Raw genomic sequence first — 26,465 nt, forward strand, 5'->3', positions numbered from 1 at the left:
ATCCTAATTAAATGCAGCGATTCAAGTCATTAGTAAGCGTAACTAAATGACTTAGCTAGTACGGTCACATGACCAATAGCATAGGTGGTTACAAAGGCTTCAGCTAACTTAGTTAATGTAGACATATCGCTGACATATCCAGTGCTAGTGTAACCAATTTCGCTACCGCCGGAAATAGCATCTACATCTTTAAGTTCATTGAGAAAACTTTCAGAATCTTGAAATAATTCCACACCAGCATTGTTGAGTTCAGAAAGAATAATGTTAGCCATTTGATTGCTCCTCAAGTAATCTTTGATTTCTTGTTTACTGTTTAACAATTAAACTCAGTTCGCTTAACTGTTACTGCTATTTTTATTCACCCAAATCAAGAAAGTCAAGGACAAAAACAGTTTTAAATAGACTTATAATCGTGATTATTGTCTTGTTTAGCTAATAATTTAAGTCTGATAAATCCTTATTTTTATATATGTAAGTGGCCATGTTAAGCAAAATATAAAATCACTAAAAATCTATTTTCTCTTGTTTAATTTTCCGGTTTAGAGGGTAATATAGCCTTTTTCAGGCTCATGAAGTACACACCAATTCCCTATTCCCTATTCCCTGTTCCATCAAACTAAAAAAAATGTACCTCACGAGCATGGGAAATGCTCTAATTACCAAAAGTACTGTTATTACTGGCTTTAAACAGGGTTTTATGTCTTAAATGCCAGATAAAAGCAGAAATATTGGCATTATGTCAGTTATACTTGCTACAGAATTTAAATTCAGTTAATGTGTAAATATGAACCAGCAGCTTTATAGCCGCCTGGAAATTTTATAGCAGTAACCACAAGTGTTAGGACATTTCCCTGTTCGGTGTGTTCCCTGTTCCCTGTTCCCTTAAAACCACAATTATGATGTCCTAACGTGTATGCGTAGTGCTATAGTTACACACCAAAAATAAAAATATGAATAAAAAACAGATTCTGGGTTGGATTGCTCTAGCAGTTACTAGCTGTATCCTAGCTATCACCTTACCTTTAATCACTTTCATACCCTCACCAGCACAGTCAAACATCAACTTACTAGTATCTGCGGCCGCTAGTACCAGAGATGTACTCACAGAAATACAGGACATTTATCAACAAAGTAAACCAAACGTCAATATCACATATAACTTTGGGGCTTCTGGCGCACTACAACGACAAATTGAACAAGGCGCTCCAGTAGATATATTTATTTCTGCTGCTAGAAAACAAGTGGATGCACTAGAACAAAAAGGACTTTTACTACCCGGTACTCGTACCAACTTGGCAAATAACCGCTTAGTCTTGATTGTCCCCAAGAATAGCACCGGCATTAATAGCTTTTTCAACTTAACACAGACTCGAGTTAGGAGAATCGCTGTGGGAGAACCCAGAAGTGTCCCCGCAGGAGAATACGCAGACCAGGTATTCAAAAAACTAGGTATTTTTGAGCAAGTGAAGCCTAAATTAGTTTTAGCTAATAATGTGCGTCAAGTTTTAGCAGCGGTAGAAAGTGGCGATGCTGATGCTGGTTTAGTATACGCCACAGATGCCAAAATTTCCAGCAAAGTCAAAGTTGTAGTGGCTGCTGATCAAAAATACCACTCTGCAATTGTTTATCCCATGGCGGTAATTAAAACCAGTAAAAATATCCCTGCGGGCAAAGAATTTCTCAATTTTTTATCAAGTAACCAAGCAAAAGCTATACTCAGGAAATACGGGTTTATTGTGAGTTAATGAATCATTTAGGATTGCTATATACACAAATTACTAATTAATATGGATTTATCACCCCTGTGGATATCACTAAAGACCTCACTACTGGCCACAGTTATTACCTTTTTCCTGGGGATTCTGTCCGCTTACTGGATGTTAGGATACAAGGGTAAAGCCAAGTCATTCATTGAAGGAATCTTTGTCGCACCTTTGATTTTACCACCTACAGTTGTAGGCTTTTTATTACTACTATTTTTTGGCAGAAATGGCCCCGCAGGTAAACTGATGCAGCCCTTGAATTTCAGCATTGTTTTTACTTGGTATGGTGCAGCCATTGCTGCCACTGTGGTATCATTTCCCATCATGTATAAAACAGCTTTAGGAGCCTTTGAACAAATTGATGGCAATCTTCTAAGAGTAGCCAGAACCCTGGGAGCTTCTGAATCAACCATCTTTTGGCGCATCAGTTTACCCCTCGCATTTCCCGGAATTGTGGCGGCCACCAGTTTAGCTTTTGCGCGGGCTTTGGGTGAGTTTGGCGCTACCCTGATGTTAGCGGGTAATATTCCCGGACAAACTCAAAATATCCCCATGGCAATTTATTTTGCTGTGGAAGCTGGGGCGATGAATGAGGCCTGGTTTTGGTCGATCGCCATCATGAGTATTTCCCTATCTGGCATTATTGCAGTTAACTTGTGGCAAGAAAACCGGGGGAAGAATAAACAGCCAAGTTCGCCATTTCCCATAGGACTGAGAAATCAGGAATATCAGAAATGTCAAACTGCTTCTAACACTAAATCAGGATTATTCGTAGATATCGACAAAAAACTTCCCGGCTTTCACCTGCAAGTATGTTTTAGTAGTGATAGTAATACCTTGGGGTTTTTGGGAGGTTCAGGCGCTGGCAAAAGTATGATTTTGCGCTGTATTGCTGGTATAGAAACACCTACAAAAGGAGTGATTATTTTAAATGGGCGGGTGTTATTTGATTCTCGTCAGGGAGTTAATTTACCTCCACGCGATCGCCGCATTGGTTTCTTAATGCAGAATTACGCTTTATTCCCTCACATGACTGTCATGCAAAATATTGCTTTTGGTTTACCTCCAGGGTTATCAAAGTCAGAGATTAAACAACAGGTACAAGCGCAATTACTAGCTGTTCAGTTACAGGGATTAGAGAACCGCTACCCCCATCAACTTTCCGGGGGACAGCAACAACGGGTAGCTTTAGCTAGAGCTTTAGCCATCAAACCAGAAGCATTATTATTAGATGAACCATTTTCCGCCCTGGATACCTATCTGCGCCACCAATTACAAGAACAATTAATTGAAACCCTGAGCGCTTATTCAGGGGTGACCCTATTTGTCACCCATAATCTAGAAGAAGCCTATGAGGTATGTCAACAGTTGTTAGTCATGTCTCAAGGTCAAATTATTGCTAACGATGATAAACAAAATATTTTCGCCCATCCCAATACTTACACTACAGCCCAGTTAACAGGTTGTAAAAACTTTTCCCCAGTCAAGGTAGTATCGGACAGTCAAGTTAAAGCTTTAGATTGGGAATGTACTCTCAAAGTCAGAGAACCTTGGCCGCAATCTCCCGCTTATATAGGTATTCGCGCCCATCATCTAGACTTTACAGATCACCCTGATGGTGAGAATACTTTCCCGTGCTGGTTAATCAAGACTAGGGAAACACCCCACAGGGTAACGTTATATTTACGACTGCACAATTCAGTCAGTAACAGTGATGATTATCACTTGCAAGCCGAATTGTTTAAAGAGAAATGGGTTAATTTAAAATATAAACCTTTCCCATGGTATGTGCGTTTAGATATGGGGAAACTTTTTTTAATGGCGGACAATCATCACCATTTGACGGTATCTTAAAGAAGAAGAAACCACAAAAACTCAACGCCTAAAACGTGGTCAAACAGGACGAACTTCGCAACAAGTTAAAACAAACCAGAATCCGCTTGGGTATGAGTCAGCAAGATTTAGCTAATTTGGCTGGCGTTACCCGTCAAACTATTAGCGGTGTAGAGTCGGGACAATATGCACCATCCACTACTATAGCCCTACGATTGGCAAAAGCCCTGGGTTGTCAAGTAGAAGATTTATTTTGGTTAGAGCAAGATTTACCGGAAATCACCGCAGTACCCGCCTATAATGTACCCCTAGGTGAAGGGTTACGGCTAATTTTAGCCCAAGTCGGTAATCAATGGATTGCTCATCCTTTAATTGGTCAAGATGCCTTCCGTACTGAAATGATACCAGCCGATGGGGAAGGCGATCGCCTTCCCGGTAAAAATACCATGGTCGTCCAGTTGCTAGATGAACCGGTAAATCTGTATGATACAGTGATTTTGGCAGGTTGTGCGCCCGCTTTATCCCTATGGGCGCGCGCTGCGGAACGTTGGCATCCTCACCTGCGAGTACACTGGATTTTAGATAACAGTATGACAGCACTGCACCGACTGCGCCGGGGGGAAGTTCATCTGGCGGGTATGCATATGTACGATTCCCAGACAGGAGAATATAATACACCCTTTGTGCGTTCCATCATCAAAGATGCGACGACGGTATTAATTAACCTGGGTATCTGGGAAGAGGGAATGCTCACCCAACCCCATAATCCCTTAGGATTAAAAAGTATTGCAGATTTAGCCCAGCCTGGTGTCACCATTGCTAACCGCGAAGCTGGGTCAGGTAGTCGCCAAGTGTTGGAGCGATCGCTACAAGAGGCAAATATACCATTTACAGCCGTCAAAGGATTTGACCACATTCTCCACGGACACTTAGAAGTAGCCCAAGCAGTAGCTACGGGTAAAGTAACATCTGGTATCAGCACTGCATCTGTGGCCGCAGCCTTTGGCTTAGGATTCATCCCTTTACAACAATCAAGATACGACTTAGCTATTCTCCAGCCATACTTAGATGAAGCCCCCGTACAAAAGTTACTGGGTACATTAGGACATCGGCGGGTACTCTCACAGCTAGAGGCTATTGGCGGTTATAATACCAGTCAAACTGGGGAAGTAGTGGCTACAATCGAAGCAATTACAGGTAATTCCTAATTCATGTTTGGGCGTTTTAGGTTCTCAGCAACTTTCAATTCTTTAACCCTTGGTGGTAATAATTCCCCCACCTCTTCCAGGGATTTGAAAACTCCATAAGCTAAATTGCTAATTTCAGGGGATGGTTCTTCAATATCGGGAACCATAATGGCACACATTCCCGCCTCAAAAGCAGCTTCCACACCCACACATGAGTCTTCAAACACTATACACTCTGCGGGCGCAATGTTCATGCGGTGACTCGCTTCTAGAAAAATATCTGGTGCTGGTTTACCCTCAGCTACATCTTCACTGGTGACTATTATGGTGAAATATTGCTTAATCCCCGCATTTGTTAAACGTCGGATGGCTCTAGTACGTCCCGTTCCGGTGGCTAATCCAATCATCATACCCAGGTCATTGAGTCTTTGCAGCAAATCTAAAACTCCTGGTTTCATTGGTAGACCTTCTCGTAATTCCCGCTCATCACCAATGGCGATACGTTGGGTAGTCACTGAGTCAAATGGTAAACTTTCTCCGTAAACTTTTTTGAGTAATTTTTCCCGCCATGATAAGTCTCGTCCTACCAGTGACCTGTATAAATTATCGCTCATTATATAGCCATGCTCTTTGAGCGCCTGTTTCCACGCCCATCGAGCAATACTTTCTGTATCAAATATCAGGCCATCCATATCAAAAATTGCGCCTCGGTAACTTGATAACACTTTGACGACCTCAATAGTTATTATATTTAACTATTTAACAATGTTTTGCCGCCACTAACAAACATCTGTAGGGTCTGATAGCAGAGCATGGCCTTAAGGATAAGGCTCTGTTCTTTTGAGAAAATATTTACATATAGGACTCCTATTTGATTTTTGAACAAGACTCAGTACACACGGCAATTCTTCTTACCTGTTCGGTGTTCGGTGTGTTCCCTGTTCCCTACCTAAACAAATCAATTCACAAACCAAACCGGATTTCTATATAGCAATCCTAAATGATTCATGAACAATTTCTGTTCCCTGTTCCCTGATCCGGTGTTCCCTTTCCTCACTCATAATTTCTCAAGTCAAATAGGATGACTATATTTTCTAAAAAAAATCTAAATGATCTCCCAAAGTCTTTGATAAGTAACATTGTTTACGGTATTCATATTCATGAATCAATTATTAGTAGATGAAGTGGTTATAAATAGGATTTAGGAGAATATTTTGAATAAGGATTTATTAGCTTTTTTAGCTAGTATAATTTTCAGTGTTCTCACCATAAACCTGATTAAAACACTGAATCTACCTACATTTGTTACTTTCAGTATTGCTATTTATTCCAGTTATATATTGATGTTTTTTATCCTGTTGCATCATTATATTTCTCAACATAGAAAAAAAATTAAATAAATTTGTCTCTAGTCTCTGCGTTATCCCATGGTCTAATCTATGATGAGTGTTGACTGTTGACTGTAAGCACTTGTATAAACCTATACCTTTGTTCCCATGCCTTTCCGTCAAACCTTATCAAAATCTGATATCGAACTTTCCTATTTAGAGTGGAAACAAGCAGAAGAACCTTTATTGTTATTGCATGGTTTAGCTGACAACGCTTTGGTGTGGTCCAGCTTGGGAGATGACCTAGCCCCACAATACCACATAGTTGCCCCAGATATGCGTGGTCATGGTGAAAGCAGCAAGCCAGAAGATGATTATACCTTTGCAAGTGCGATCGCAGACCTAGAAGCCCTCATGGATCATCTGGGATGGTCTTCCACCCATGTGGTCAGTCACTCTTGGACAGGAAAACTCGCCGCTATCTGGGCGAGAAAAAACCCGCAACGTTTACGCAGTATGGTTTTAGTTGACCCGATTTTTATCTGGAAAATGCCTAGTTTATTGCGGTTAACTTTCCCCCTGTTATACCGTTATCTATCTTTCCTCAAGGGTATGGGACCATTTGCTAGTTACTCCGAAGCTGAAGCACAAGCGCGTCAGTTAAAACAATATCAAGGATGGAGTACTTTACAACAAAAGGTATTTCAAGGGGGAATTGAACAAAAACCCGATGGGAGTTGGGGTAGTAAGTTTACTATAGCAGCTCGCGATCGCATTTTTGCAGATGTTATGTGTGTACCCGGTTTTATTTCCCCCGTTGATACTCCTACCCTGTTCATACAACCAGAACAAGGTCTCAACCGCCTCAACTGGCAAATTAAACCTTACAAAACTTATCTAAATAATTTGCGCCTTTGCCAAGTTCCTGGTAATCATTGGCCATTTTTGACAGAACCGGAAGCATTTAACCGGACTGTAGCAGCATTTCTAGCAGAACGTAAATAAAAGCAGCCTGACTTTGACATTATTTGATCATGAGCCTTTGTATTAATCCAGTTTGTCCTCAACCTCATCACCCAAATAATCAAGACCGGTTTTGTCAGAGTTGCGGTTCCTCCTTGGAACTACTAGGACGTTATCGGGTGCTCAGTTTGTTGAGTGACAAAACTGGGTTTAGTAAAGTCTATGCAGCCACTGAACAAAACACGCCTAAAATCCTCAAAGTCTTGAATCAAGAGTTATCAAATGACCCAGAAGCAGTAGACTTATTTTGCCAAGAAGCCTCTATTTTGTCAAGTCTGAATCATCCAGTTCTGCCCAAATTTGCCGGATATTTTCAGCATGAAACTAGAAATGGTTTGGTTCTCCACTGTATAATCATGGAAACAATGGAGCAGCCTCATTTGGATATGTGGCTAGAGCAGCAAAATAACCTGGGTTCACCAGGGGAAGCTGTGGATTGGTTAAGAAAATTTATACCTACAAATATCACCCCCACACAGCCATCAAAGAAAGTTCCTTTACAAGGACTATTAGCGGCTCTGTTAGCTTCTTTGGGGATTCTGGGTTTAATCTCTTTATTCATATATTCTCCCCAGTTTGCCACCTTGACACCATCCACACAATCTCCCCAAAGAAAAGGGATGGTTGATTACTTTCCTTATCAGGAAGGTATGGATAGTCAAGGTAAAATTGCTAAGTTTAATATAGCTGTTTTGTCAGTTAAATATAAATGGTTACCTGGTAGCAATTTTCAAGTTAAATATAATGATGAAATTATTAGTCTTGACCTTCTCAAATTAAAACTACAGCCAGAAAATATCCAGCAACTCATGCAAGAACCTAGTGAAATTATTGCTGTGGGTCTGGCGAATTGTGGCGGGAAACCAGGAGTTAAACAACGCCTGGCTTTAGAACGCGCCCAACAAATTCAAGGTTTAGCAACCAGATTATTTCAGAACACACCCAGCGTTAAAAGTTATCGTTTGTTAAACCTGGGTCAATTTCAAGCAAGCACCTGTCAGCAAAATCAGGACTTGACCGCATACCAAACAAGTATAATTATCATCGGGGTGAAGGAAGCACCAGCAGGTCTGATTTTAGATGAAGCCTTAAGAGATAGGTTAACCAATAAACCTTTCGCCGATTTTAAGTTAGAAAATTACTCTCTGGGTTCTATCAGGCAATTTAAAACTTTATTCAGTAAATAAAGGTAACTTAACCGTAAAAGTAGCCCCTAACCCTTCCCCGGGACTATGGGCTTCAATAGTACCCCCGTGTAATTCTACCAAATGACGGGCGATCGCTAAACCCAGTCCCAAACCAGTTTGTTGATGACTACACTCTGCCTGATGATACCGCTTAAACACGTGGGGCAGAAACTCCGGTTTAATACCCACACCAGTATCACTCACCTGAATACGTATTGAAGACTGATCATTTTTTGCTAGTTGTACTTGCACTTTGCCACCAGATGGGGTAAACTTAATAGCATTGGAAAGTAAATTACCTAAAACTTGTGACAATCGATGGGTATCCCCAACTATAGGGGGGATAGATTCATCAATCACAGACTCTAAATGAATGCCTTTACCACTGGCATCCGGGTAAACAGTTTCCACAGATGCTTTGACCAGACTCACCAGATTGACTGGGCGGAGTTCTATCTGTAGCTGACCCCGGAGGATACGGGTCATATTTAACAGATCTTCCAAAAGTTTAGACTGAGATTGAGCATTACGCTCGATAGTTTCTAAAGCTCTGTCAACTGTATCTGGAGGTAGTTCACGAGTCCGTAGTAATTTAGCCCAGCCGAGAATGGCATTAAGTGGCGATCGCAAATCATGAGATACCATAGCCACAAACTCGTCTTTAGTTTGGTTAGCCGTTTCCGCGGCCGTCCTGGCTGCTTGTTCGAGCTGTAACAGCCTATCCCGTTCAGCCTCTAGCTGCTTGTGCTGGTCTATGTCAGTGCTAGTACCAAACCACTTAATCACCAGTCCCTGGTCATTCTTAATTGGTAAACCCCTAGCTAAATGCCAACAATAGCTACCGTCAAATTTCCGGTAACGCGTTTCCGTGTTCATAGCTTCTCCTGTCTCCAAGGCTTTTATCCCGGAGTGGATAACCGAGGGAAGATCATCTGGATGTATAACTTGTCGCCAGCCTAACCCTAGGGCTTGCTCCATAGTTTGACCCGTAAATTCACACCACTGTTGATTTACATACTCGTATTCACCCTCAAGATTGCAAATCCACACCAATTGTGGAATGGCATTAGATAAATAACGGTAGCGTTCCTCACTGTCGCGCAAAGCGGTTTCAGTAGCCTTGCGATCGCTAATGTCCGTAGCACTGCCTACGGCTCGTATGATAATCTGACCATGAGGGTCTCTGACAATTATGCCCTGGTCTAATATATAGCGATACCCCTGGTCTTTATGAAGTATTCTATACTCAAGAGAATAGTATTGACCCTTACTAAGAACATTTCTCCATTGCTCTCCCACACCCTTTCTATCTTCGGGATGAATTTTCTCCATCCACCATTTATGGGTGGGAACTGCTTCTGCTAAGGAATAACCCAAAATTCGGGTTAAACCCTCAGTTCTGCTAACAGTATTATTCTTAAAATCTATGTCATAAATTAAACAATTGACCGCAGCAGCCGCTAGTTGAAAACGCTCATTACTTAAACGCAGCTGTTCCTCTACTTGCTTACGCACAGTGATATCAAAAGCTGTACCCACAATGTGGCGCGGCGAACCGTCAACACTCCTGTTAAATACAGTATCTCGACTGACAAACCACCGCCATTCACCATTGGTGTGGCGCATCCGGTATTCAAATTCGACAATTTCACCATCCCCAGCCGAGTTAATTACTTGCAAGTGTCTAGTAAATCGTACCCAATCTTCAGGATGCATTAACAACGGGAGCAACTCAGTACCCATGTCCTGAATTTCTTGGGCAGTATAACCCAGGAGTTTGGTAAATTGATTATTAGTATAGATATTCTGCTGTTGAATTAAATCATAAACGTATAACATCCCTGGTATAGTATTAGTAATAGCTTCGATAAACTGCTGACTATTGCGTAACTTATCTTCCGCCTGTTTTTTCGCGGTGACATCTCGCCAAGAAGCAACGAAGCCATCCCCCATTTTACTGATGCGAATATCAATCACTTTAGCTGATTGCCGTCTCTGGTCACAAGCAGTCCAGACGACAGACTCTTTCTCCAAAGGTTGACCTGTTTCTACCACTCGACAACATTCATCAAACAAGCCATTATCGCGGATATTCAGGAGAATGTTGCACAGATATTCCCCCTGGACACCTGACATAATTTGGCTAAATTCACAAGCTGCGGCGTTCATATAATCCACACGAAAGCCCAGTATTTCCCCCATCTGCTGACGTACAGCCGAAAAAATGCCGAAACAATCCAGCATATTCTCAATGGAGGTGCGGAAACGTTCCTCACTGCGTTGCAGCTCTTGACTAAGTTGCACATTTTTAATCGCTGAGTGAATCGTTGAGCGCAAACGCTCACCAGTGGTCTGTCCTTTCACTAAATAGTCTTGAACACCACTTTTCATTGCAGCCACAGCCACAGTTTCGTTACCATAACCAGTTAACATAATCACTGCTGGCATGATTTTCTGTGACTGCTGTTGTAATTCTGCCAGAAATTCCAAGCCATCTAAGTCCGGTAGTAAAAAGTCTAATAAAATCGCATCAGGGTGAAACTGCTGACACAATTTCAAGGCTCCTTCCCCTGACTCCTCTTCCATGACTGTGTAGATGTATTCCTGGTCTTGCAGTAGATAACGACGATAGGCCTGGCGGTCTTCCTGACAATCATCGATAATCAAAACAGTAACCGGTTCTGTCATAACTATTTACTAACAGCTATGGCTTACGCCATGCTACGCTATCGGGGAGGATGACTATATCTAACCAATAAGTGATGAAACTTTGAAGAGTTTCCACCAGTCTGTTAATATCAATGGGCTTTAACATATAACTAGCAACGCAAGATTGATAACATACTTCAATGTCTTTGGGATTAGATGATGTGGTAAATACAACTACAGGGATATATTTAAACTCCTCATCCTGCTTGATTTTCTGTAACACTTCTCGCCCATCAGTTCCCGGTAAGTTCAGATCGAGCAAAATAATCGACGGACGCGGTAAGTTTTGAGTATTACTGTAAATCCCGGTGTGGTAAAGGAAGTCCAGCGCCTCATCCCCATCAGTACAGCGAAACACAGGATTAACTACAGCTTGTTTCTTCATAATCCGACACAGGGCTTCAAAATCTTCGTCGCTATCTTCAATTACAAGTAAAGGCTTGGTAAGATTGCCAATCATCAGTTTATTTCACTCCTTCTAATGTGAAATAAAACGTAGTACCCTCGCCATAGGTGGAATCTACCCAAATTCTCCCCCCGTGTCTTTCTACTATTTTCTTAGCAATGGTTAACCCCGCTCCTGTACCTCCCCCATATTTACTGGGAGCGTGTAGTCGTTTGAAAATTCGGAAAATTGACTCAAAGTGTTTCTCTCGAATCCCAATCCCATTATCTCTCACATAAAATATCGTCGGGGATGGTGCTTCCTCTATGTAACCTATGGAAATCCATTTATTGGCTTTATCATTGTATTTGATGGCGTTAGTAATCAAATTGTTAAACAGTTCACCTACTCGGACGCGATCGCAATACACTGTCGGTAGGGGTCTGGAAATCTGAATATCTACTTTCATATCCTCAATCCGCGGACGCAATAACTCTAAACTACCATTTAGTACATCATTCAGATCCGTGGGAGCCATAGCCAGGTCTGCTCTCCCCAATCGAGAAAAATGCAGCAGTGAATCGATTAAATCCTCCATCCGCTGAGTGAGACGGATCAACGTTTCTAACTTTTTCTTACCTTCTTCATTGATCAGCCCGCCGTAATCTTCCATCAGGAAGTTAGAATAATTGTGAATACCCCGCAGAGGCTCCTTTAAATCATGGGACGCTATATAGGCAAAAGCATCTAATTCTCTATTACTCCGTTCCAGTTCCACATTTAGCTGTGCTAATTCATCCGCTTTGCGCAGCACTAACCCAATAATTGCACTTCTCAACTCCAGCGCTGCATTTATTTCATCGGATTTCCAAGGGAGAGACTTTAATAGTACTGTTTCTTGCCATAACTCAAAGGATTTGCGCGGTGATAGGCGTATACTGCCATTTTCTTGCGCTTCTACCGGTTTATTGGGATTACCACCCCAATCTACAGTTTGCACTACCTCCGGGCGAAACCATAAAACATAGTTTTTCTGAATTGGGGAAATGGAAACTACCATCAAACCACTAGCCACATCCCGCAATTTCTCTGCTTCTGGGTAAACTTGAGATAGGGAATCAGTGTAGAAAATCTCCTCCTTTTGGTTTTCATAAATCCATTGTACTAACTCTTGCACCTCCCGTTTTTCCGGAGTCTTCCCCACCGTAAAATATTCGCCATCAAAGCATACTGCTGCTCCTTGAGCATTGACAATATTTAACAGATTTGGGTCGTGGTTAATTAAACCATCAATGAAGTTCTGTTCCAATGACATATACTCCACTAAGTTGGAGTTGCAAGATTGCAAATACAGCTTATATTCAATATCCTCATGCTCTTCTTTACATGCAATTTCTAAAGAGGCTATTTGTCCTAAAAATTCACAAGCATTCCGAATTTCATAGGGGATAAATTTCGGTGCTTGGTGATGACAAGCAATTAATCCCCACAGTTTTCCATCTTTCATAATCGAAATTGACATCGAAGCAGTCACGCCCATATTCTGCATATACTCAATGTGTAAAGGCGAGACGCTCCTTAACACAGAATTACTTAAATCTAAAGGTTCCTCAGTTAAAGGATTATTCCTGGGCACAATTACCGCCGGTTCATAGTCTATATTTGGTATCAGTCTCAGCCAGTTTTGGCTATAGAGTTTTCTCGCTTGTGCGGGAATGTCCGAGGCTGGGTAATGTAATCCTAAATAAGATGTCAGATATTCTGGCTTTTCTTCAGCAATAACTACACCATTCCAATCCTGATCAAATCGATAAACCATCACTCTATGGAAACCAGTAATTTTCTTAGTTTCCTTAACAAGAACCCGACTAAATTCTCCTATATTTGATGCTGCTTTTAGCTTGGAAATTGCACTTTTTATCAAGTGGTAAAATTTGAAAAAAGCATCACCTCTTTCTGCTACCCTTGGTTCTAATTCTAAAACTAAACCCCCCTGATACCGGTGAATAATTCCATCAAAACTCACAGGATGATTATCCACATTTATGCTCATTTCTATCGGATTAACAATTGGTAAATCATCTTCATTTAAAGACTCTTTGATTAACCTAATTTGCTCGGCATCCAGTAATTGGCTGAGATTTTTATTGATTACTTCTTCTGGAGGTAAACTAAAGAATTTGAGGAGATTATCACTAACTTGGAGGATGGTTAAATCCGGTTCTTTGAGCGCAAAAATCACTCCATGAGGCTGAATAGAGCCAGGAATATGAATAGGCTCTTTGTTACAGTTGCTGACATCAATTGGGAAGGGGATAGTAATATCGTTATTACTCACGTTTAATTCCTGATAGCGTCTCTGTGGCCTGGGTTCCATAGATTATAAGTAGTTTTGAGACTAGCTCTACTATTGTGATTTAGCAGTTCTGTGTCAAACATTCTTCATGCTTGGATTTACATAGTCCTTTATCCCAGCATAACCATAGGACAGACATAATTAATTGCATTTAAACTCATGACTGCTAACTGTCTGGAGTAGCAGTTGACAATTTATGTAAAATTGCTGTTTTTTCGCCTAAAACTGTATTTGCAGCTGGGTAAATAAAATTTAAATAATGTTAATTATAGTTACATCTTAATATAAAGTATCAATCTTTTCAACTAGTGTCTTTTCAGTCAATGACTCATCCCACCCTGTTCTATAACTACGCCACGCAAGCTATCGGTTAGACGTGGGGAGTGTCAAGGTTTAGCTGATTTGCTCTGGTATACCGGCGGCTCGATATGAATTAAAATTCTAGTGGGGTTGAAATGTCTTTCTAGTCGCCTTTCTACTTCTTCACTAATTTTATGGGCTGTTTCTACATCTACTGCATCTATAATTAAATGTATTTCTATGAAGACTTGGCGACCTAAAACACCCCGGGAGGCGATGTCATGACAATTAATCACCCCAGGAACAGCAGTGGCGATCGCCTCAATGGTTTCCGGTGCGATCGCCATTTGATCTACCAACCAAGGTAAATTGCTTTTCAGCACTGACCAAGCACTCCCCAATACTAACAAAGCGACAGGAAAAGCTAACACCACATCCAACCATTGATAACCTCGCCAAACCCCTATCAAACCCCCAATTACAGAAATGGTCACCCAAACATCACTCATGGTGTGTGTAGCATCAGCAATCAAAATTGCACTACCTAAACGCTGACCTACACGACGTTCGTAAAAAGCAACAAAAATATTGATACCTAGCACCACAAGCAATAACCACAACTCTACTGGGGATATCTCTACAGGTTCACTACCTTGAGTAATTCGCTCCACTATACCTTGCAGAATTTCAAAGCAGGCGATGACCAACAGAACCGCAATTCCTAAAGCTCCCACAGATTCAAATTTCTGGTGTCCGTAAGGGTGTTCTCTATCTGGTTCCGGCGCAGAATATCTATTGGCAACTAACCCTAAAATATTACTGGCTCCATCTGTCATACTATGTAAGGCATCAGCTAACAAGCTTAAAGAGCCTGTAGCATACCCCAAAAATCCCTTCAATCCTACCACCAACATATTCAGCAGTAAGGTGATAATTAACACCTTTTGTATTTCCGGGCGGTTGTCCTTAGTCATAAAACATATTTAAAATTTATTGCTATGACTTGTAATATAAAACTTCCAACCCAGAATCAATATGTAAAAATATTACACACTGTTGGCTATATCTCGCTATAATCGCTGTTATTCAACTACTTTACTGAGATTTTTTTTAAATAAACTTTCATCTTATCCTAGTAAAAATACGTTTTCCTCCCCTAAAATATATGGCTTACCCCACGGAAGCCATAGCATATTTTATTGTTAGTCTTGGTAATAGGACTCCTATTTGATTTGTGAACAATTTCTGTTCCCTGTTCCCTGTTCCCTGTTCGGTGTGTTCCCTCCGATAGTGCAAGCGATCGCTATCCGGTACAAGTTTTGTCAATACCACCTATTCGGGTAAGATAGGTAATATTATATGGCTGACACCACTCTACGCTATCAATCTTGAGAAATAGCTCATGTCTTACACTCCTCTAACCCTGAATCTGATTTCCGGTTCTGTTTCCTTCAGCTTTTCAGCCGAAAAAGCACGGGAATTAAAAGCCGCCATAGATAAATTAATGTTAAGTCTCAAAGCTGTCGCCGCTAAAACCAATAATCCCAGCGTCGGTAAAGTTACCCCTCAGCCTCCCCTAGAATATCGCTACACTGGTGAAGTATTTTTAGAGATTTTTTGTAATCCCAATATTTGGCCGAGTCCCTTTGCTGCTAAAGTTCTCCTTACTGTACGCGACTTGAATATTCGCTTAACTACAGAAGCTGAACTGACACAAATTCTTGAAGATGTTCACCAGTATTTAGAACAGGTAGGATGAACTATCAAAAAATTACCGCAGCAGTTTCATATGTTAAACTACTACGGCAATTTAATCTATAGTAAAATACTAAATTTTCAATGAGTGGCGCATCTAAACCAAAAATTGCCTCCACCCCTTCTTAACTGGCAAAATTGTATATATTCAGGTTCTAATGCTGCTTGCGTTAGTGCAAAAACTAAGATTCTGCATGAGGAAATACATATCAAAACTAGAGATTATCCGTTCCAATTCGCCATGAAATCCCTTGCTCTCAATTACAAACATCCCAGTTGACAAGCTCACCGCCCTAAAAGTGCTGTGATTCCTTAATCTGTAAACAGAGAATTCCAAATCTCAAGACCGATTAGTCATTGTCCCATTCTTCTCGGCCAATTAGGTCGCCAATGCGATCGCGCAATAAAAAGTCACATCTTTCTAACTCACACTCCACGCCTACCCACTCTCTAGCTGGTATATATTGACACAATGTATATATGGGCTGTTGCCGGCTAACAATTCCCTTTTGTACCAGTCGGCGTGCTTCGTCTTGGATTAAATCCAAAGAGTAGTAGGAGTAGTAATTGATAGAAGGCACCGTATTCACAGTCATGGTTTTTACTCACAAAGTTTACAAGTAGGCATTGTTCCCATCAAACACTAGGAACAAACATGAACAGCATCAGACTTGTGGCTAGGATTTTGTAGTTTGCTATACGGAACTAATCTTATTTTGACGCTATACACCTTCAAATTATCTAAAGAAATGTTAAGAATGTCAATAAATTATAACTTTCAGACGAAAAGTACTAGGATTAATGCTTTCAGGGCAATTAAGGGCAATTAAATTAACTTGCTGGCAAGATCATGTCAATATTTCTTGGGGTTTTGCTTATATGAACTATAAGTATATTTTATGACATAGTATTATAGCATATAATTCCTGATAATTGACAAATAATTAGCCGAAAGCTCAATGAGCATCAATAAATTGCAGTAATAATGGGAATTTTGCCAGAAAATATCCTCACAGTTAGATTAAAACAGACGTGATCACATCCCGTCTGTTAAGTGTTTAGCGAATTCACTAGGAATTAATTGTTCTCAAGTGACATTGTTAGCGAGTTACTTCTTCTCAAGATTAATCATCTTCATCGCTAGTATTATCCGCTACTTGCGTATTTTCTGGCGATCGCTGATACTCCAGTTGGTTTAAAAGCGACAGCACCTTAGTACCCCGCTCTATAGAATCGTCCTCAATAAAAATCACTTCTGGTGTGCGACGCAGCCTAACTCGTGAACCAAGTTCGCTGCGGACAAAACCAGTTGCAGACCTTAACCCCGCCATTGTTTCTGATTTAGCCGACTCTGTACCATAAATACTGACGTAGACCTTGGCGTGTTGGAGATCACCAGAAACATCTACATAAGTAACACTCACCATTCCTGTACCTACACGGTCATCTTTAATACCATGGAGTAGCATTTGGCTAACTTCCCGTTTAATCAATTCAGCAACGCGGGAAACGCGGCGATTAGTAGCCATAAAGTTGTGCCTCCTCACAGAGGTTGTACGACATAATTATATATAAATTGCACAGGACCGAGTTAGAAGCACTCAATACCCCACACAAGAACACCCTGATGCTTTGAGTCTAGACTGGATTCAAGCCTAGCATCGCCCGCAGTGTAAGACTCACAAACACTAGGCTACCCACAAAGAAACCCAAAAGAGCAATCAGGGTTACAGGGCGTTTTAACAACGGCATTAATGGCTCCACCGTGTTGAGAAACACCCCTAAGAGGATAGTAACAAAGTAGCGCGGGTAGCGAAAGACGTTATCCCAAAATCCGTCAAACATTTCAATATATACTGCCTTGTTATACAATTACACTTGCTTTCACATTCATCTTATTGTAATCTATGCAGCCAAAAAATTACTCAACTCAGATAAAATATGCTGCCTGCGCTATATTTCTTATGTTTGCTAGCTGAGTTGGAATCAATGGTAAGTCAAATATCTCCCAAAATTTTTCCGCGTCCATTTTTAAAGTGGGCTGGTGGTAAAGCTCGGTTAATCACACAATATAATCAATATTTTCCCCAGGAATATCAAACCTACTATGAGCCATTTTTAGGAGGTGGGGCGGTTTTTTTCTATCTCCATCCCCCCGCATCTATATTAAGTGATATTAATACAGAATTAATTACAACTTATCGCTGTGTCAAGGATAGTGTTGAAGAATTAATCTCTCTGTTACAAGCACATCATCAGCAGCATAGTCAAGACTATTACTATCATGTCAGAGCCTCACCGGGAGGGACTGACTTACAACAAGCTGCCCGTTTCATATATCTAAATAAAACTTGTTTCAATGGACTTTATCGAGTCAATTCTCAAGGTAAATTTAATGTCCCACTGGGAAAATATAAAAATCCTAATATTTGCCCGGAAGATATACTGCGAGGCGCATCAGCAGCCCTTAATACCGCGCAAATTAAACAAGCAGATTTTACAGATGTGTTAAATTATGCCACTAGTAGTAATGATTTTGTCTATTTTGACCCGCCATACTATCCTGTCAGTGCAACCAGTTATTTTACAGCTTATAGTCACTATTGCTTTGGTGAAACCCAACAAGTTCAACTCAGAGATATATTTGTAGAACTAGCTCGGCGGGGAGTAAAAGTTATGCTATCTAATTCAGATTGTGACTTTATTCGCCAACTTTATGCCGGCTTCCAGATTTATAGAATATCAGCCAGTAGGTCAATTAATTCTAATCCTAAAAAGCGAGGACAGATCACTGAAGTATTAGTAACTTCCTATTAAAGGTTATTGTTAGACCAGGTAATAAAGCCTCTCAAGTCAAAAACTGCTAATAAGTTTTGATTAGAAACAACTTGTGTTTCTAACCATGAGATGGCTTGTGGTTTCGCGCCTCCACCATCGATTAATACTATCGCTTGTGTGGGATAGCAGTTTTGAATATTCAAGTTCAGATAGGGAAGTTTTTCATCTACTGAACCACTACTTTGCTGCCATTTACATTCAATAATTAGTCCAGAAGCTGGACTGCTACCAATAATATAGAAATCTACATTTATATCGCTGCCATAAATTCCTGGTCCGATATCAACCTGTCTGGCATATCTTTTGGGTATATTATTCGCACTCAAGAGACATTGTAGGCGCTGTTTTCTGGGTAAATCACAGCCAACTTGAAGATATCCATGTCCCTGCAAAGTACCTTCTACACAGTTTTCTAAAACATTACCAGATGTAACTGCCCTTCCGCCTTGACTCATGTTGATTTTGCTTGTTTTGACAGATTTCCTGATTTTAGGATTTCCTACAAGCAACAGTAAATACTATAGCAGTAACCACAAGTGTTAGGACATTTCCCTGTTCCGGTGTTCCCTGTTCCCTGTTCCGGTGTTCCCTGTTCCCTGTTCCCTTAAAACCACAATTATGATGTCCTAACGTGTATGCGTAGTGCTATACGTTAATAAATTTTTAATTTTGCCACCTGAACAACAAATATAAAATAGTACCTTTGTACTAAAATAAATAGGCTTCGCAGCAGATGATCAAACTATCAAACCATTGGATAGTCAGCATTTGACTTTTGCCATAATTTCCCCATCTTTTTGAGTGAAGTAGTAGAGGTAATTTTTTATAGTTTTTGAGTTATTGATGGGGAATTAAGATCGGTTGATCTGCGATAAATTCACATTTAACTGGCTTGGATATGATTCTCGCCATTACGAATATCCCATGCCACTTCTAGCATTTGAGTCCAGCGCTTTTGCAGCTGCTTAGGTGTACATTTTATCGCTTTAGCGATCGCCTGATCACTGTGTCGAGTAGTTTTCAACTGCAAAATCTGTTGCTGCTCAGGAGATAACACACTCACAAAGATGTCCCATTGTCCAGAAGTTAAACCCAACTTTTGCTCTAGACCTGCACCCAACCATTGATGAACTAATTGCCATTGGTGGTTCTTGGCAAATTTTTCCACATGGTATTTAAAACGCTGTTGTAGATAGTCGCGCTGACGGCTAGTTAAACCCAGGATTTGGTCAATTTCTGGGGCACAGAGGTCTTGTAATTTCAGCTTCAGGTATTCCACACAGTCAGACTGACCTTGAGATTCCAGGTATTTTGCCAATTCCGCAATCACGCGATCGCGCTCCGACTCCTCCGACGGATCAAAATTAGTTTGAGCAACCATCTGGGATCTAATCTGTTGCACTGCCGAGTGACGCTGGTAAGATTCCGCATCTTCACTCCTAGTAGATTCCACCGCCATTTCAATATCTACAGTAGTTTCTTGGGGCTGACGACGAGCAAAACCTTGAGCGCGAAGGATAATCAATTGCTGATTATTCCCACCAGGTAAATTAATTCGGCGTTTAGCATATTGCTCTGTAAAAGCCATGTATTCTGCCAATTGCAACTGAGTCCGGGGTTGATAATCTTCTGACAATTGGTTTTCCCTGCGGAAAGCTTTAATAGCTTCGATGTAAAACGCTTGTAAAAAATCTTCAATCAGAGTGTAACGAGCATTAAACCCCAACTCTGAACCAGCAGTCGCGACATGACGGTAAACCATAGCACCTAAATTACTATGTAATTCCACCCTCCCCCGACGGGAACCTAGTTGGTAGTAATGTAGGCACTTTTGCAGGCGATGCCTAGCTAAATTAAGTTGCCATGACTGGACTTCTCCAGATTCTTGGATACGGGAGCTTTTATGACATATTCGTTCAACTTCTGTAGCTATACGCTGTGATACTGCTTGTACACACTCAGATGCCGCTTTCACAGACAAAAGCATTTCTTGATACAAGAATTGTCTCAAGCTATTGTCATCGTCCTGGAGCAATTCTGCAGGCGAAACATTGCAGAAAACAGCAGATTTTGAAGTTGGTAGATTTACAAGGTTGGCTTTCATGACTTTTCGGTGAGTGTGGTATTGCACCATAACTACAACGCAGGTACAGCAAATAAGGCCAGCCTTGGCTGGAGAACTATTTAGCATTCTCAAAACCCACTGCAAGCACTGCTCAGATACAAGACTGTAGGCAATTGAAAAATTTACACGGAAAATAGTGTGTTACTTCTTATAGATGTTCTCGCCTCAGTGAAGTACACGCAAGAGTTAATCAACCACAGATGTGAGGCTAACTATGAGAACGGCAAATACTATATATCAACCAGCAGGTTAGATATGACACATAGATATTTACCACGCCTCAAATGTGGTTAAAAGACTTGCTATCTCTACATTTATTGCCATTGTGTTTTAACCACTGCCAGATAATGTAAGTATGTCACTCTCAAAACTTGAGTTTTTCTATGACATTTCTGGAGAAACTAAAAGATAAACCTGTGTAGTTTGTTTGTTATACCCAAGCTGCTGCTGCTTCCCAACCTAACCCCTGCCTTGTGATCATTGGTTCGTCTCCCGTTAAGTCCAAAATCGTAGACACTTCATAAGTTGATTCCTCCCCCGTGTCTATAATTAAATCTACTAAATTATCCAAACGGTCAAACAGTTCCATCCGCGATAGTCTAGGTTGTAAATCTAGGTCTACAGGTTCATCATCTGGCGGTAAATGTGCCGAAGTGGAAATAATCGGATTTTCCAATGCTGCTAGCAATGCCAAGCATACCGGATGGTCTGGTACACGAATCCCAGTAGTTTTTCGCTTAGGACTTTGTACTAGTCGGGGTACTAACTTGGTAGCAGGTAGTAAAAACGTGTAAGTACCAGGTATCAAGCGCTTCATAATCCGATAGGCTGTATCACTGACAAACGCATAAGTTGCCACATTTGATAATGAAGGACACAAAAATGTCAGTGGTTTATCATTGGCTAGCTGTTTAATTTGCCGCACTCGTTCTACTGCCGACTTGGCATTTAAATCACAACCAATAGCATAAACTGTGTCTGTAGGGTAGAGCATCACTGCGCCACTAGAGAGCGCTGACTTTATTTCCTCTATACGTCGAGTTTGTGGATTATCAGGATGGACAGCGAAAATTTTTGCCATAGCCAATTTTGAATTAGAGGTGGACAATTGTGCCAACGAGGAAAAATATCAAATTGAGCGTTACACATATTGTCACCGATATAGATGAGCGCCTGCCTCAAATAGGCCATAATTTACATCAGAATAATTGTGCAAAGTCTAAAAATAAAGTTGTTGAAGTTATCTATATGAGTAAAGTCGCTTATCTTCAATGTCCCACAGGAATTTCTGGTGATATGTGCCTAGGGGCTTTAGTTAGTTTGGGTGTTCCAGTAGAATATTTACGTGAAACACTCAATAAATTGGGGATTGACCAGGATTATCAGCTCACAGCCGAACTTGTGCAACGCCATGGTCAACAGGCCACCAAAGTTCATGTAGATTTACTACATAAGCATCACCATCACGGCCGCCACCTCCCAGAAATTGAAAAAATCATCTGCAAAGCTAACTTGCCATCACGGGTAGAAGCTTGGAGTTTGGCAGTATTTCGACAGCTAGCAGTAGCTGAGGGTGCAGTGCATGGGATCGCGCCAGAAAAGGTACATTTCCATGAAGTGGGCGCTGTAGATGCAATTGTCGATATTGTCGGTACCTGCTTGGGCTTGGATTGGTTAGGGATTTCCAGCAATCATCAAGGATTACCCTTACTATACTGTTCAGCCTTGCCCACAGGAGGGGGAACAGTACGCGCCGCCCACGGTGAAATGGCTGTACCAGTACCAGCAGTATTGAAATTGTGGGAAATGCGGGGTTGTCCAGTTTTTAGTAATGGTATTGATCACGAACTCGTCACACCAACCGGCGCCGCCATCGTTACTACCCTAACTAGAGAGTTTGGTTCACCGCCACCAATGACCATTAAACAGGTAGGACTGGGAGCAGGAACGATTAATTTACCTATCCCTAATATATTACGTCTGTGGCTGGGGGATTCCGCCCATAATTTTGAACATACCAATGCCGATTTAGAAACCATCACCGTACTTGAAACCCAAATTGATGACTTAAATCCCCAAGCCCTCGGCTATGTCTTTGAAGCCTTGTTTACCGTTGGTGCAGTGGATGTGTTCACCCAACCCATAGGAATGAAAAAGTCACGCCCGGGAATTTTACTCACTGTCATTTGCCATCCTGAGAATTTACTCCCTTGTGAAGCAGTTTTATTTCGCGAAACCACTACTTTAGGAATTCGCCGCAGCACCCAACAGCGCGCCATTTTACAACGGGAAATTCAATCAGTGGAACTGGAATATGGCACTGTCCGGGTTAAAGTTGCATGGCACCGACCAAGACAAGATCAGCGTATTGCCAACGTCCAGCCAGAATATGAAGATTGTGCACAATTAGCTCGAAAGCATAATATCCCCTGGCGCGAAGTTCAACGATTAGCATTACAAGCTTGGTATTTGCAGCATCATCAATCTGGAGTTAATTACACCTAGTTTTACCTGGTATTAATCTATCTCAATTTCTCTGATTCTCCTTTTCACTGCCTCCGCTGCATCCTCCCCTTGGCGTTGAACACTCTTTGCGGTGTCCTCCGCGCCGCGTTGGATATTTGTCGTCAGGTCTTCGGCAGTGCGTTCAGTGCTTTTCTCAATATTTTCTACTCCGCGCTGAGTCCCCTTAATCACACCTTTACCTAATTCCTCTGCAGAACTACCAATGTCCTCCCCCAAACGCCTGACCCGCTCATCTAAAGGTGTACCCTCCTGATAATTGCGAATATATTGCTCCGAGCTATCAATACCCTTTTTTTGAACGTTTTCCCGCGCTTTTCTCGCCAATTCTGCGGCTCTAGCATTTGCTTCTCTTTCAGCCCCTTTGGCTCTAGGATCGACATCACTAAAGTTATTCATTCCACCTTCTGGGGTGTTAAGTTTATAAATTTTTGTCGGGTCGTATCTTTCTACATTAGGCGGTTGACCACTGGGTTGCGGTGGCTGTTGAGCTATCCCCGCACGATTACAAGCCTGTGTCGTTAACAGCAATGTTACTGCCACAAAGACTGTTAAAATCTTCACAGGACTAATATTTTTTAGCCAATTAATGAATTTCTTCATAACTTTACTCTTGTGATGCTTTTAAGTTTCTACTTACCGACTGCTGGATTTTTTTGTAACTCAGGTCTAGAATTGGCTTGTTTTGCCTTTTCTTGTAAAAAACCAGAAGCTTCTTTAACTGAATCTTGTACTCTTTCCACCCGTTCTTGAATGCGAGTTCCTATATCCGGTTCTCGTTGAATCCAACCACCAGGCGCAGGTCTTTGGAAGTTTTTGTCAGTGATGATAGGCAATTCTTTTTCTTTTTCAACTCTACCTTGAGGTGTATCCGCACCGGGGTAAAGTATTTCTGAGTCTCTACTTATGGCTATCAAAAGTTGTAAATCTGATTGTGAACTAGCTCGATCAATTTCTTTTTTCTCTTCTGAATTAATCGCTTTAGTATCTGTACTCATCCTATATTTAGTATATTTATCTCCACCACCTTTATCAGGATTATTAGCACCACCAGCCTGAACTGCAGGGTTTTGTGGTTTTGATCCTTGAGGATTTGCTCCACTACAAGAAGTAGTAACTATCAACAATAGACCAGCTATAAAGATAATCACAAACTGGCGTAGTTTTAACTTTTCCCAGAAAGCTATCATATTGTCCATCAAATCCTCCTTTTACAGGAAAATAGGTTACCCATTTAATTGATTATTTGATAGCATCAGCAAATTCTGACATTTATCGGTTAACAGATATCAATTTCATCCCTGTTTATCTATGGTTCCTAAGCTTTCCATTTACTCACCGGATTACAAACATCTATGTTTCATAACCCCACTCAAGATTAGAAATAAAACTATCGGTTAACCTCTAGCGTAGGTAACATTATACTTGCTACCAAAATCAGACTATGATCTAACTGTAGAGAGATTAATACCAGCAATTGATTATATTCGGGTGATTTAAGATATCTTTATTTCTTGCAAATGACGAAGCAAATTTTACGCGGACTAATTTTCGGTGTAACCATATTTTTTTTAGCGAAAGCCCTCAAGGATCATTGGTATGAGGTGATAACAATCCAAGTTGATGCAGTCGCATGGGCAATTCTGTGCATAGCCACAGGGGTAACTTTACTAGCACATATTTGGGGTGGTTGGATATGGACTTGGATTCTCCACGACTTAAATCAACCAGTCCCACCTGTGGAATTTATTCAGGTCTACCTCAAAACCAATATTGCTAAATATTTACCTGGTAATATCTGGCATCATTATGGCAGAATTATGGCAGCGAAAAATGCTCAGATTCCTGTGAGTGCTGCTACTTTAAGCGTATTACTCGAACCCCTATTAATGGCGGCCGCAGCTTTAATTATGATTATTATCTTCGGTAATCAATTTGCCCCTCATCGTATTACCGGTTCTGTGCAAATATTACAATTTTTTAGTTTGGCTGTAGTCCTGGTTGGTGTTCATCCCCGATTTGTAAATCCGGTGATTTGCTTCTGTCAGAAAATCAAGGTGAAAAGGTCTGCTACTGAGCTTACTATTCCTTTGCAGGTTAAACGTTATCCCCTTAGGGCTTTGTTGGGGGAATTGGGTTTTTTAGTCTTGCGTGGTTCTGGGTTTGTTTTAACTGTTTTTGCCCTGACTCCATTGCATTTGAGCCAATTACCTTTATTATTAGGTGCTTTTTGCTTTTCTTGGTTATTAGGTTTTGTGCTTCCCGGTGCACCGTCCGGCTTGGGTGTGTTTGAACTGACAGCCATGGCTCTTTTGCAGCATCGGTTTCCTTCTGCTGTGATAATTAGTGCGATCGCTTTTTATCGTCTGGTTAGTATTATCGCCGAAACTGCTGGTGCTGCCCTAGCCTCCCTAAATAAACCCATACCCTAAGATTGTGCCAAAAATCAAACCTGCCCATGTTTAACTAGGCAGGTGTACTTTTACGTTAAATTTTTAGTGGGGGTGGAGGGACTTGAACCCACACGACCTTTTACGGTCAACGGATTTTCATTCTCTCGCAGTTTTCACTACTGCCGGGTTTTGACAACCTGCGGCTTTGAGAATTGGACTCTCCCTTTACCCTCGGCTTTACGTTAGGGTAGCTGCCGTCGAGTCTCTGCACCTTCCGATTAGTTATGAGTTTTAACACTCAGCACTTGTTTCGGCTTGGCTCAGGATTGCCATATCTGTGAACAGATTTAGGTTTCCCTGAGTTTGACAGCTTACACTTGAAAGATTTCTCTATCAAGGCTCAGTTTTCTAAGTCCGTAGCGTCTACCATTCCGCCACACCCCCGTATCTATATATGTTGGGTAGCCCTTTTGTTTAATGCAGCCAATCTACTTAGTTTACATTAGCATCAAGTAGGTCATTTGTACAAGCCAATTGATATTTTTTTTCCAGATTTGGTAGTTTATGGTTTTGCTTCCTAGTTTTCTGGGATTGAGTATCTACAATTGTGCTTAACTTCAACTGCTATATAAAACCTAGACAAAGCTAGACTTTACTTTCTACTTCAACGGGAGCATGGGAGCGGTTATCCCTTAGTAGACTTGCACGCCTTAGCCAGACGCGATATTTCTCTTAAGATTTACAAGAAAGACTACCGCTA

23 protein-coding genes are annotated in these 26,465 nt (G+C 41.1%); 9 read left to right on the forward strand and 14 right to left on the reverse strand.

Annotated features, from left to right (window positions below):
- Positions 1–29: 29 nt before the first annotated feature.
- Positions 30–272 carry a hypothetical protein gene (locus PN457_RS15255; RefSeq protein ID WP_271734239.1) on the reverse strand — a complete coding sequence of 81 codons (243 nt, stop codon included), beginning with the start codon at positions 270–272 and terminating at the stop codon, positions 30–32.
- Between the two features lie 678 nt (positions 273–950).
- On the opposite strand from PN457_RS15255, the gene modA reads away from it, so the two are divergent.
- The 3 genes from modA to PN457_RS15270 are packed head-to-tail and all read left to right on the forward strand — an operon-like array spanning position 951 to position 4,804.
- Positions 951–1,745, forward strand: coding sequence for a molybdate ABC transporter substrate-binding protein (gene modA / locus PN457_RS15260; RefSeq protein WP_271734240.1), 795 nt, complete (start codon positions 951–953; stop codon positions 1,743–1,745).
- Positions 1,746–1,787: 42 nt separating this feature from the next.
- Positions 1,788–3,617, forward strand: coding sequence for a molybdate ABC transporter permease subunit (modB, locus tag PN457_RS15265; RefSeq protein ID WP_271734241.1), 1,830 nt, complete (start codon positions 1,788–1,790; stop codon positions 3,615–3,617).
- 35 nt (positions 3,618–3,652) lie between these two features.
- Complete coding sequence (locus PN457_RS15270) at positions 3,653–4,804, forward strand: substrate-binding domain-containing protein (RefSeq protein ID WP_271734242.1); 1,152 nt, start codon at positions 3,653–3,655, stop codon at positions 4,802–4,804.
- Here the strand turns inward: PN457_RS15270 and PN457_RS15275 are convergent.
- Complete coding sequence (locus PN457_RS15275) at positions 4,801–5,508, reverse strand: HAD family hydrolase (protein WP_271734243.1); 708 nt, start codon at positions 5,506–5,508, stop codon at positions 4,801–4,803. The genes PN457_RS15270 and PN457_RS15275 overlap by 4 nt on opposite strands.
- A 771-nt stretch (positions 5,509–6,279) precedes the next feature.
- Between PN457_RS15275 and PN457_RS15280 the strand changes: the two genes are divergently transcribed.
- The gene (locus PN457_RS15280) at positions 6,280–7,116 is read left to right on the forward strand and encodes an alpha/beta fold hydrolase (RefSeq protein ID WP_271734244.1); all 837 of its coding nucleotides are present in this window, start codon (positions 6,280–6,282) and stop codon (positions 7,114–7,116) included.
- A gap of 29 nt (positions 7,117–7,145) precedes the next feature.
- The gene (locus PN457_RS15285; RefSeq protein WP_271734245.1) at positions 7,146–8,321 is read left to right on the forward strand and encodes an inactive serine/threonine-protein kinase VRK3; all 1,176 of its coding nucleotides are present in this window, start codon (positions 7,146–7,148) and stop codon (positions 8,319–8,321) included.
- Here PN457_RS15285 and PN457_RS15290 read toward each other — a convergent pair.
- From PN457_RS15290 to cdf31, 4 genes are all read right to left on the reverse strand, one after another.
- A complete protein-coding gene (locus PN457_RS15290; RefSeq protein ID WP_271734246.1) occupies positions 8,307–11,009 on the reverse strand; it encodes a hybrid sensor histidine kinase/response regulator in 2,703 nt (900 codons plus the stop codon). The genes PN457_RS15285 and PN457_RS15290 overlap by 15 nt on opposite strands.
- Positions 11,010–11,025: 16 nt before the next feature.
- Entirely contained in the window at positions 11,026–11,490 is a 465-nt protein-coding gene (locus PN457_RS15295) for a response regulator (RefSeq protein WP_271734247.1), read from the reverse strand.
- A gap of 4 nt (positions 11,491–11,494) precedes the next feature.
- On the reverse strand, positions 11,495–13,753 hold the full coding sequence (locus PN457_RS15300) for a sensor histidine kinase (RefSeq protein WP_271734248.1): 2,259 nt from the start codon (positions 13,751–13,753) through the stop codon (positions 11,495–11,497).
- Between the two features lie 404 nt (positions 13,754–14,157).
- Complete coding sequence (gene cdf31 / locus PN457_RS15305; RefSeq protein ID WP_271734249.1) at positions 14,158–15,045, reverse strand: CDF family zinc efflux transporter Cdf31; 888 nt, start codon at positions 15,043–15,045, stop codon at positions 14,158–14,160.
- Between the two features lie 428 nt (positions 15,046–15,473).
- Here cdf31 and PN457_RS15310 point away from each other — a divergent pair, with 428 nt between their 5' ends.
- A complete protein-coding gene (locus tag PN457_RS15310) occupies positions 15,474–15,830 on the forward strand; it encodes a hypothetical protein (RefSeq protein WP_271734250.1) in 357 nt (118 codons plus the stop codon).
- Between the two features lie 346 nt (positions 15,831–16,176).
- Here the strand turns inward: PN457_RS15310 and PN457_RS15315 are convergent, their stop codons facing one another.
- The 3 genes from PN457_RS15315 to PN457_RS15325 form a co-directional block, all read right to left on the reverse strand.
- Positions 16,177–16,422, reverse strand: a complete 246-nt coding sequence (locus PN457_RS15315) for a DUF4327 family protein (protein ID WP_271734252.1) — start codon at positions 16,420–16,422, stop codon at positions 16,177–16,179.
- Between the two features lie 528 nt (positions 16,423–16,950).
- The gene (gene rbfA / locus PN457_RS15320; RefSeq protein ID WP_271734253.1) at positions 16,951–17,355 is read right to left on the reverse strand and encodes a 30S ribosome-binding factor RbfA; all 405 of its coding nucleotides are present in this window, start codon (positions 17,353–17,355) and stop codon (positions 16,951–16,953) included.
- 109 nt (positions 17,356–17,464) lie between these two features.
- Positions 17,465–17,671, reverse strand: a complete 207-nt coding sequence (locus PN457_RS15325) for a DUF751 family protein (RefSeq protein ID WP_271734254.1) — start codon at positions 17,669–17,671, stop codon at positions 17,465–17,467.
- A gap of 144 nt (positions 17,672–17,815) precedes the next feature.
- On the opposite strand from PN457_RS15325, the gene PN457_RS15330 reads away from it, so the two are divergent.
- Entirely contained in the window at positions 17,816–18,643 is an 828-nt protein-coding gene (locus PN457_RS15330; RefSeq protein WP_271734255.1) for a DNA adenine methylase, read from the forward strand.
- Here PN457_RS15330 and PN457_RS15335 read toward each other — a convergent pair.
- The 3 genes from PN457_RS15335 to PN457_RS15345 form a co-directional block, all read right to left on the reverse strand.
- Positions 18,640–19,119 (reverse strand): PD-(D/E)XK nuclease superfamily protein, encoded by a 480-nt coding sequence (locus PN457_RS15335; RefSeq protein WP_271734256.1) that lies wholly within the window; start codon positions 19,117–19,119, stop codon positions 18,640–18,642. The genes PN457_RS15330 and PN457_RS15335 overlap by 4 nt on opposite strands.
- Before the next feature lie 428 nt (positions 19,120–19,547).
- Positions 19,548–20,768: a HetZ-related protein gene (locus tag PN457_RS15340; RefSeq protein WP_271734257.1), complete on the reverse strand. Its 1,221-nt coding sequence runs from the start codon at positions 20,766–20,768 to the stop codon at positions 19,548–19,550.
- A gap of 451 nt (positions 20,769–21,219) precedes the next feature.
- Positions 21,220–21,870, reverse strand: a complete 651-nt coding sequence (locus PN457_RS15345; RefSeq protein WP_271734258.1) for an L-threonylcarbamoyladenylate synthase — start codon at positions 21,868–21,870, stop codon at positions 21,220–21,222.
- Positions 21,871–22,037: 167 nt separating this feature from the next.
- Between PN457_RS15345 and larC the strand changes: the two genes are divergently transcribed.
- The gene (larC, locus tag PN457_RS15350; protein WP_271734259.1) at positions 22,038–23,294 is read left to right on the forward strand and encodes a nickel pincer cofactor biosynthesis protein LarC; all 1,257 of its coding nucleotides are present in this window, start codon (positions 22,038–22,040) and stop codon (positions 23,292–23,294) included.
- A 12-nt stretch (positions 23,295–23,306) separates the two neighbouring features.
- Here the strand turns inward: larC and PN457_RS15355 are convergent, their stop codons facing one another.
- Entirely contained in the window at positions 23,307–23,915 is a 609-nt protein-coding gene (locus tag PN457_RS15355; protein WP_271734260.1) for a hypothetical protein, read from the reverse strand.
- A gap of 29 nt (positions 23,916–23,944) precedes the next feature.
- Positions 23,945–24,511: a DUF6658 family protein gene (locus PN457_RS15360; protein ID WP_271734261.1), complete on the reverse strand. Its 567-nt coding sequence runs from the start codon at positions 24,509–24,511 to the stop codon at positions 23,945–23,947.
- A gap of 321 nt (positions 24,512–24,832) precedes the next feature.
- Between PN457_RS15360 and PN457_RS15365 the strand changes: the two genes are divergently transcribed.
- On the forward strand, positions 24,833–25,744 hold the full coding sequence (locus PN457_RS15365) for a lysylphosphatidylglycerol synthase domain-containing protein (protein ID WP_271734262.1): 912 nt from the start codon (positions 24,833–24,835) through the stop codon (positions 25,742–25,744).
- Positions 25,745–26,465: the final 721 nt, after the last annotated feature.

Source organism: Anabaenopsis arnoldii, assembly GCF_028331025.1.
Classification (GTDB): domain Bacteria; phylum Cyanobacteriota; class Cyanobacteriia; order Cyanobacteriales; family Nostocaceae; genus Anabaenopsis; species Anabaenopsis arnoldii.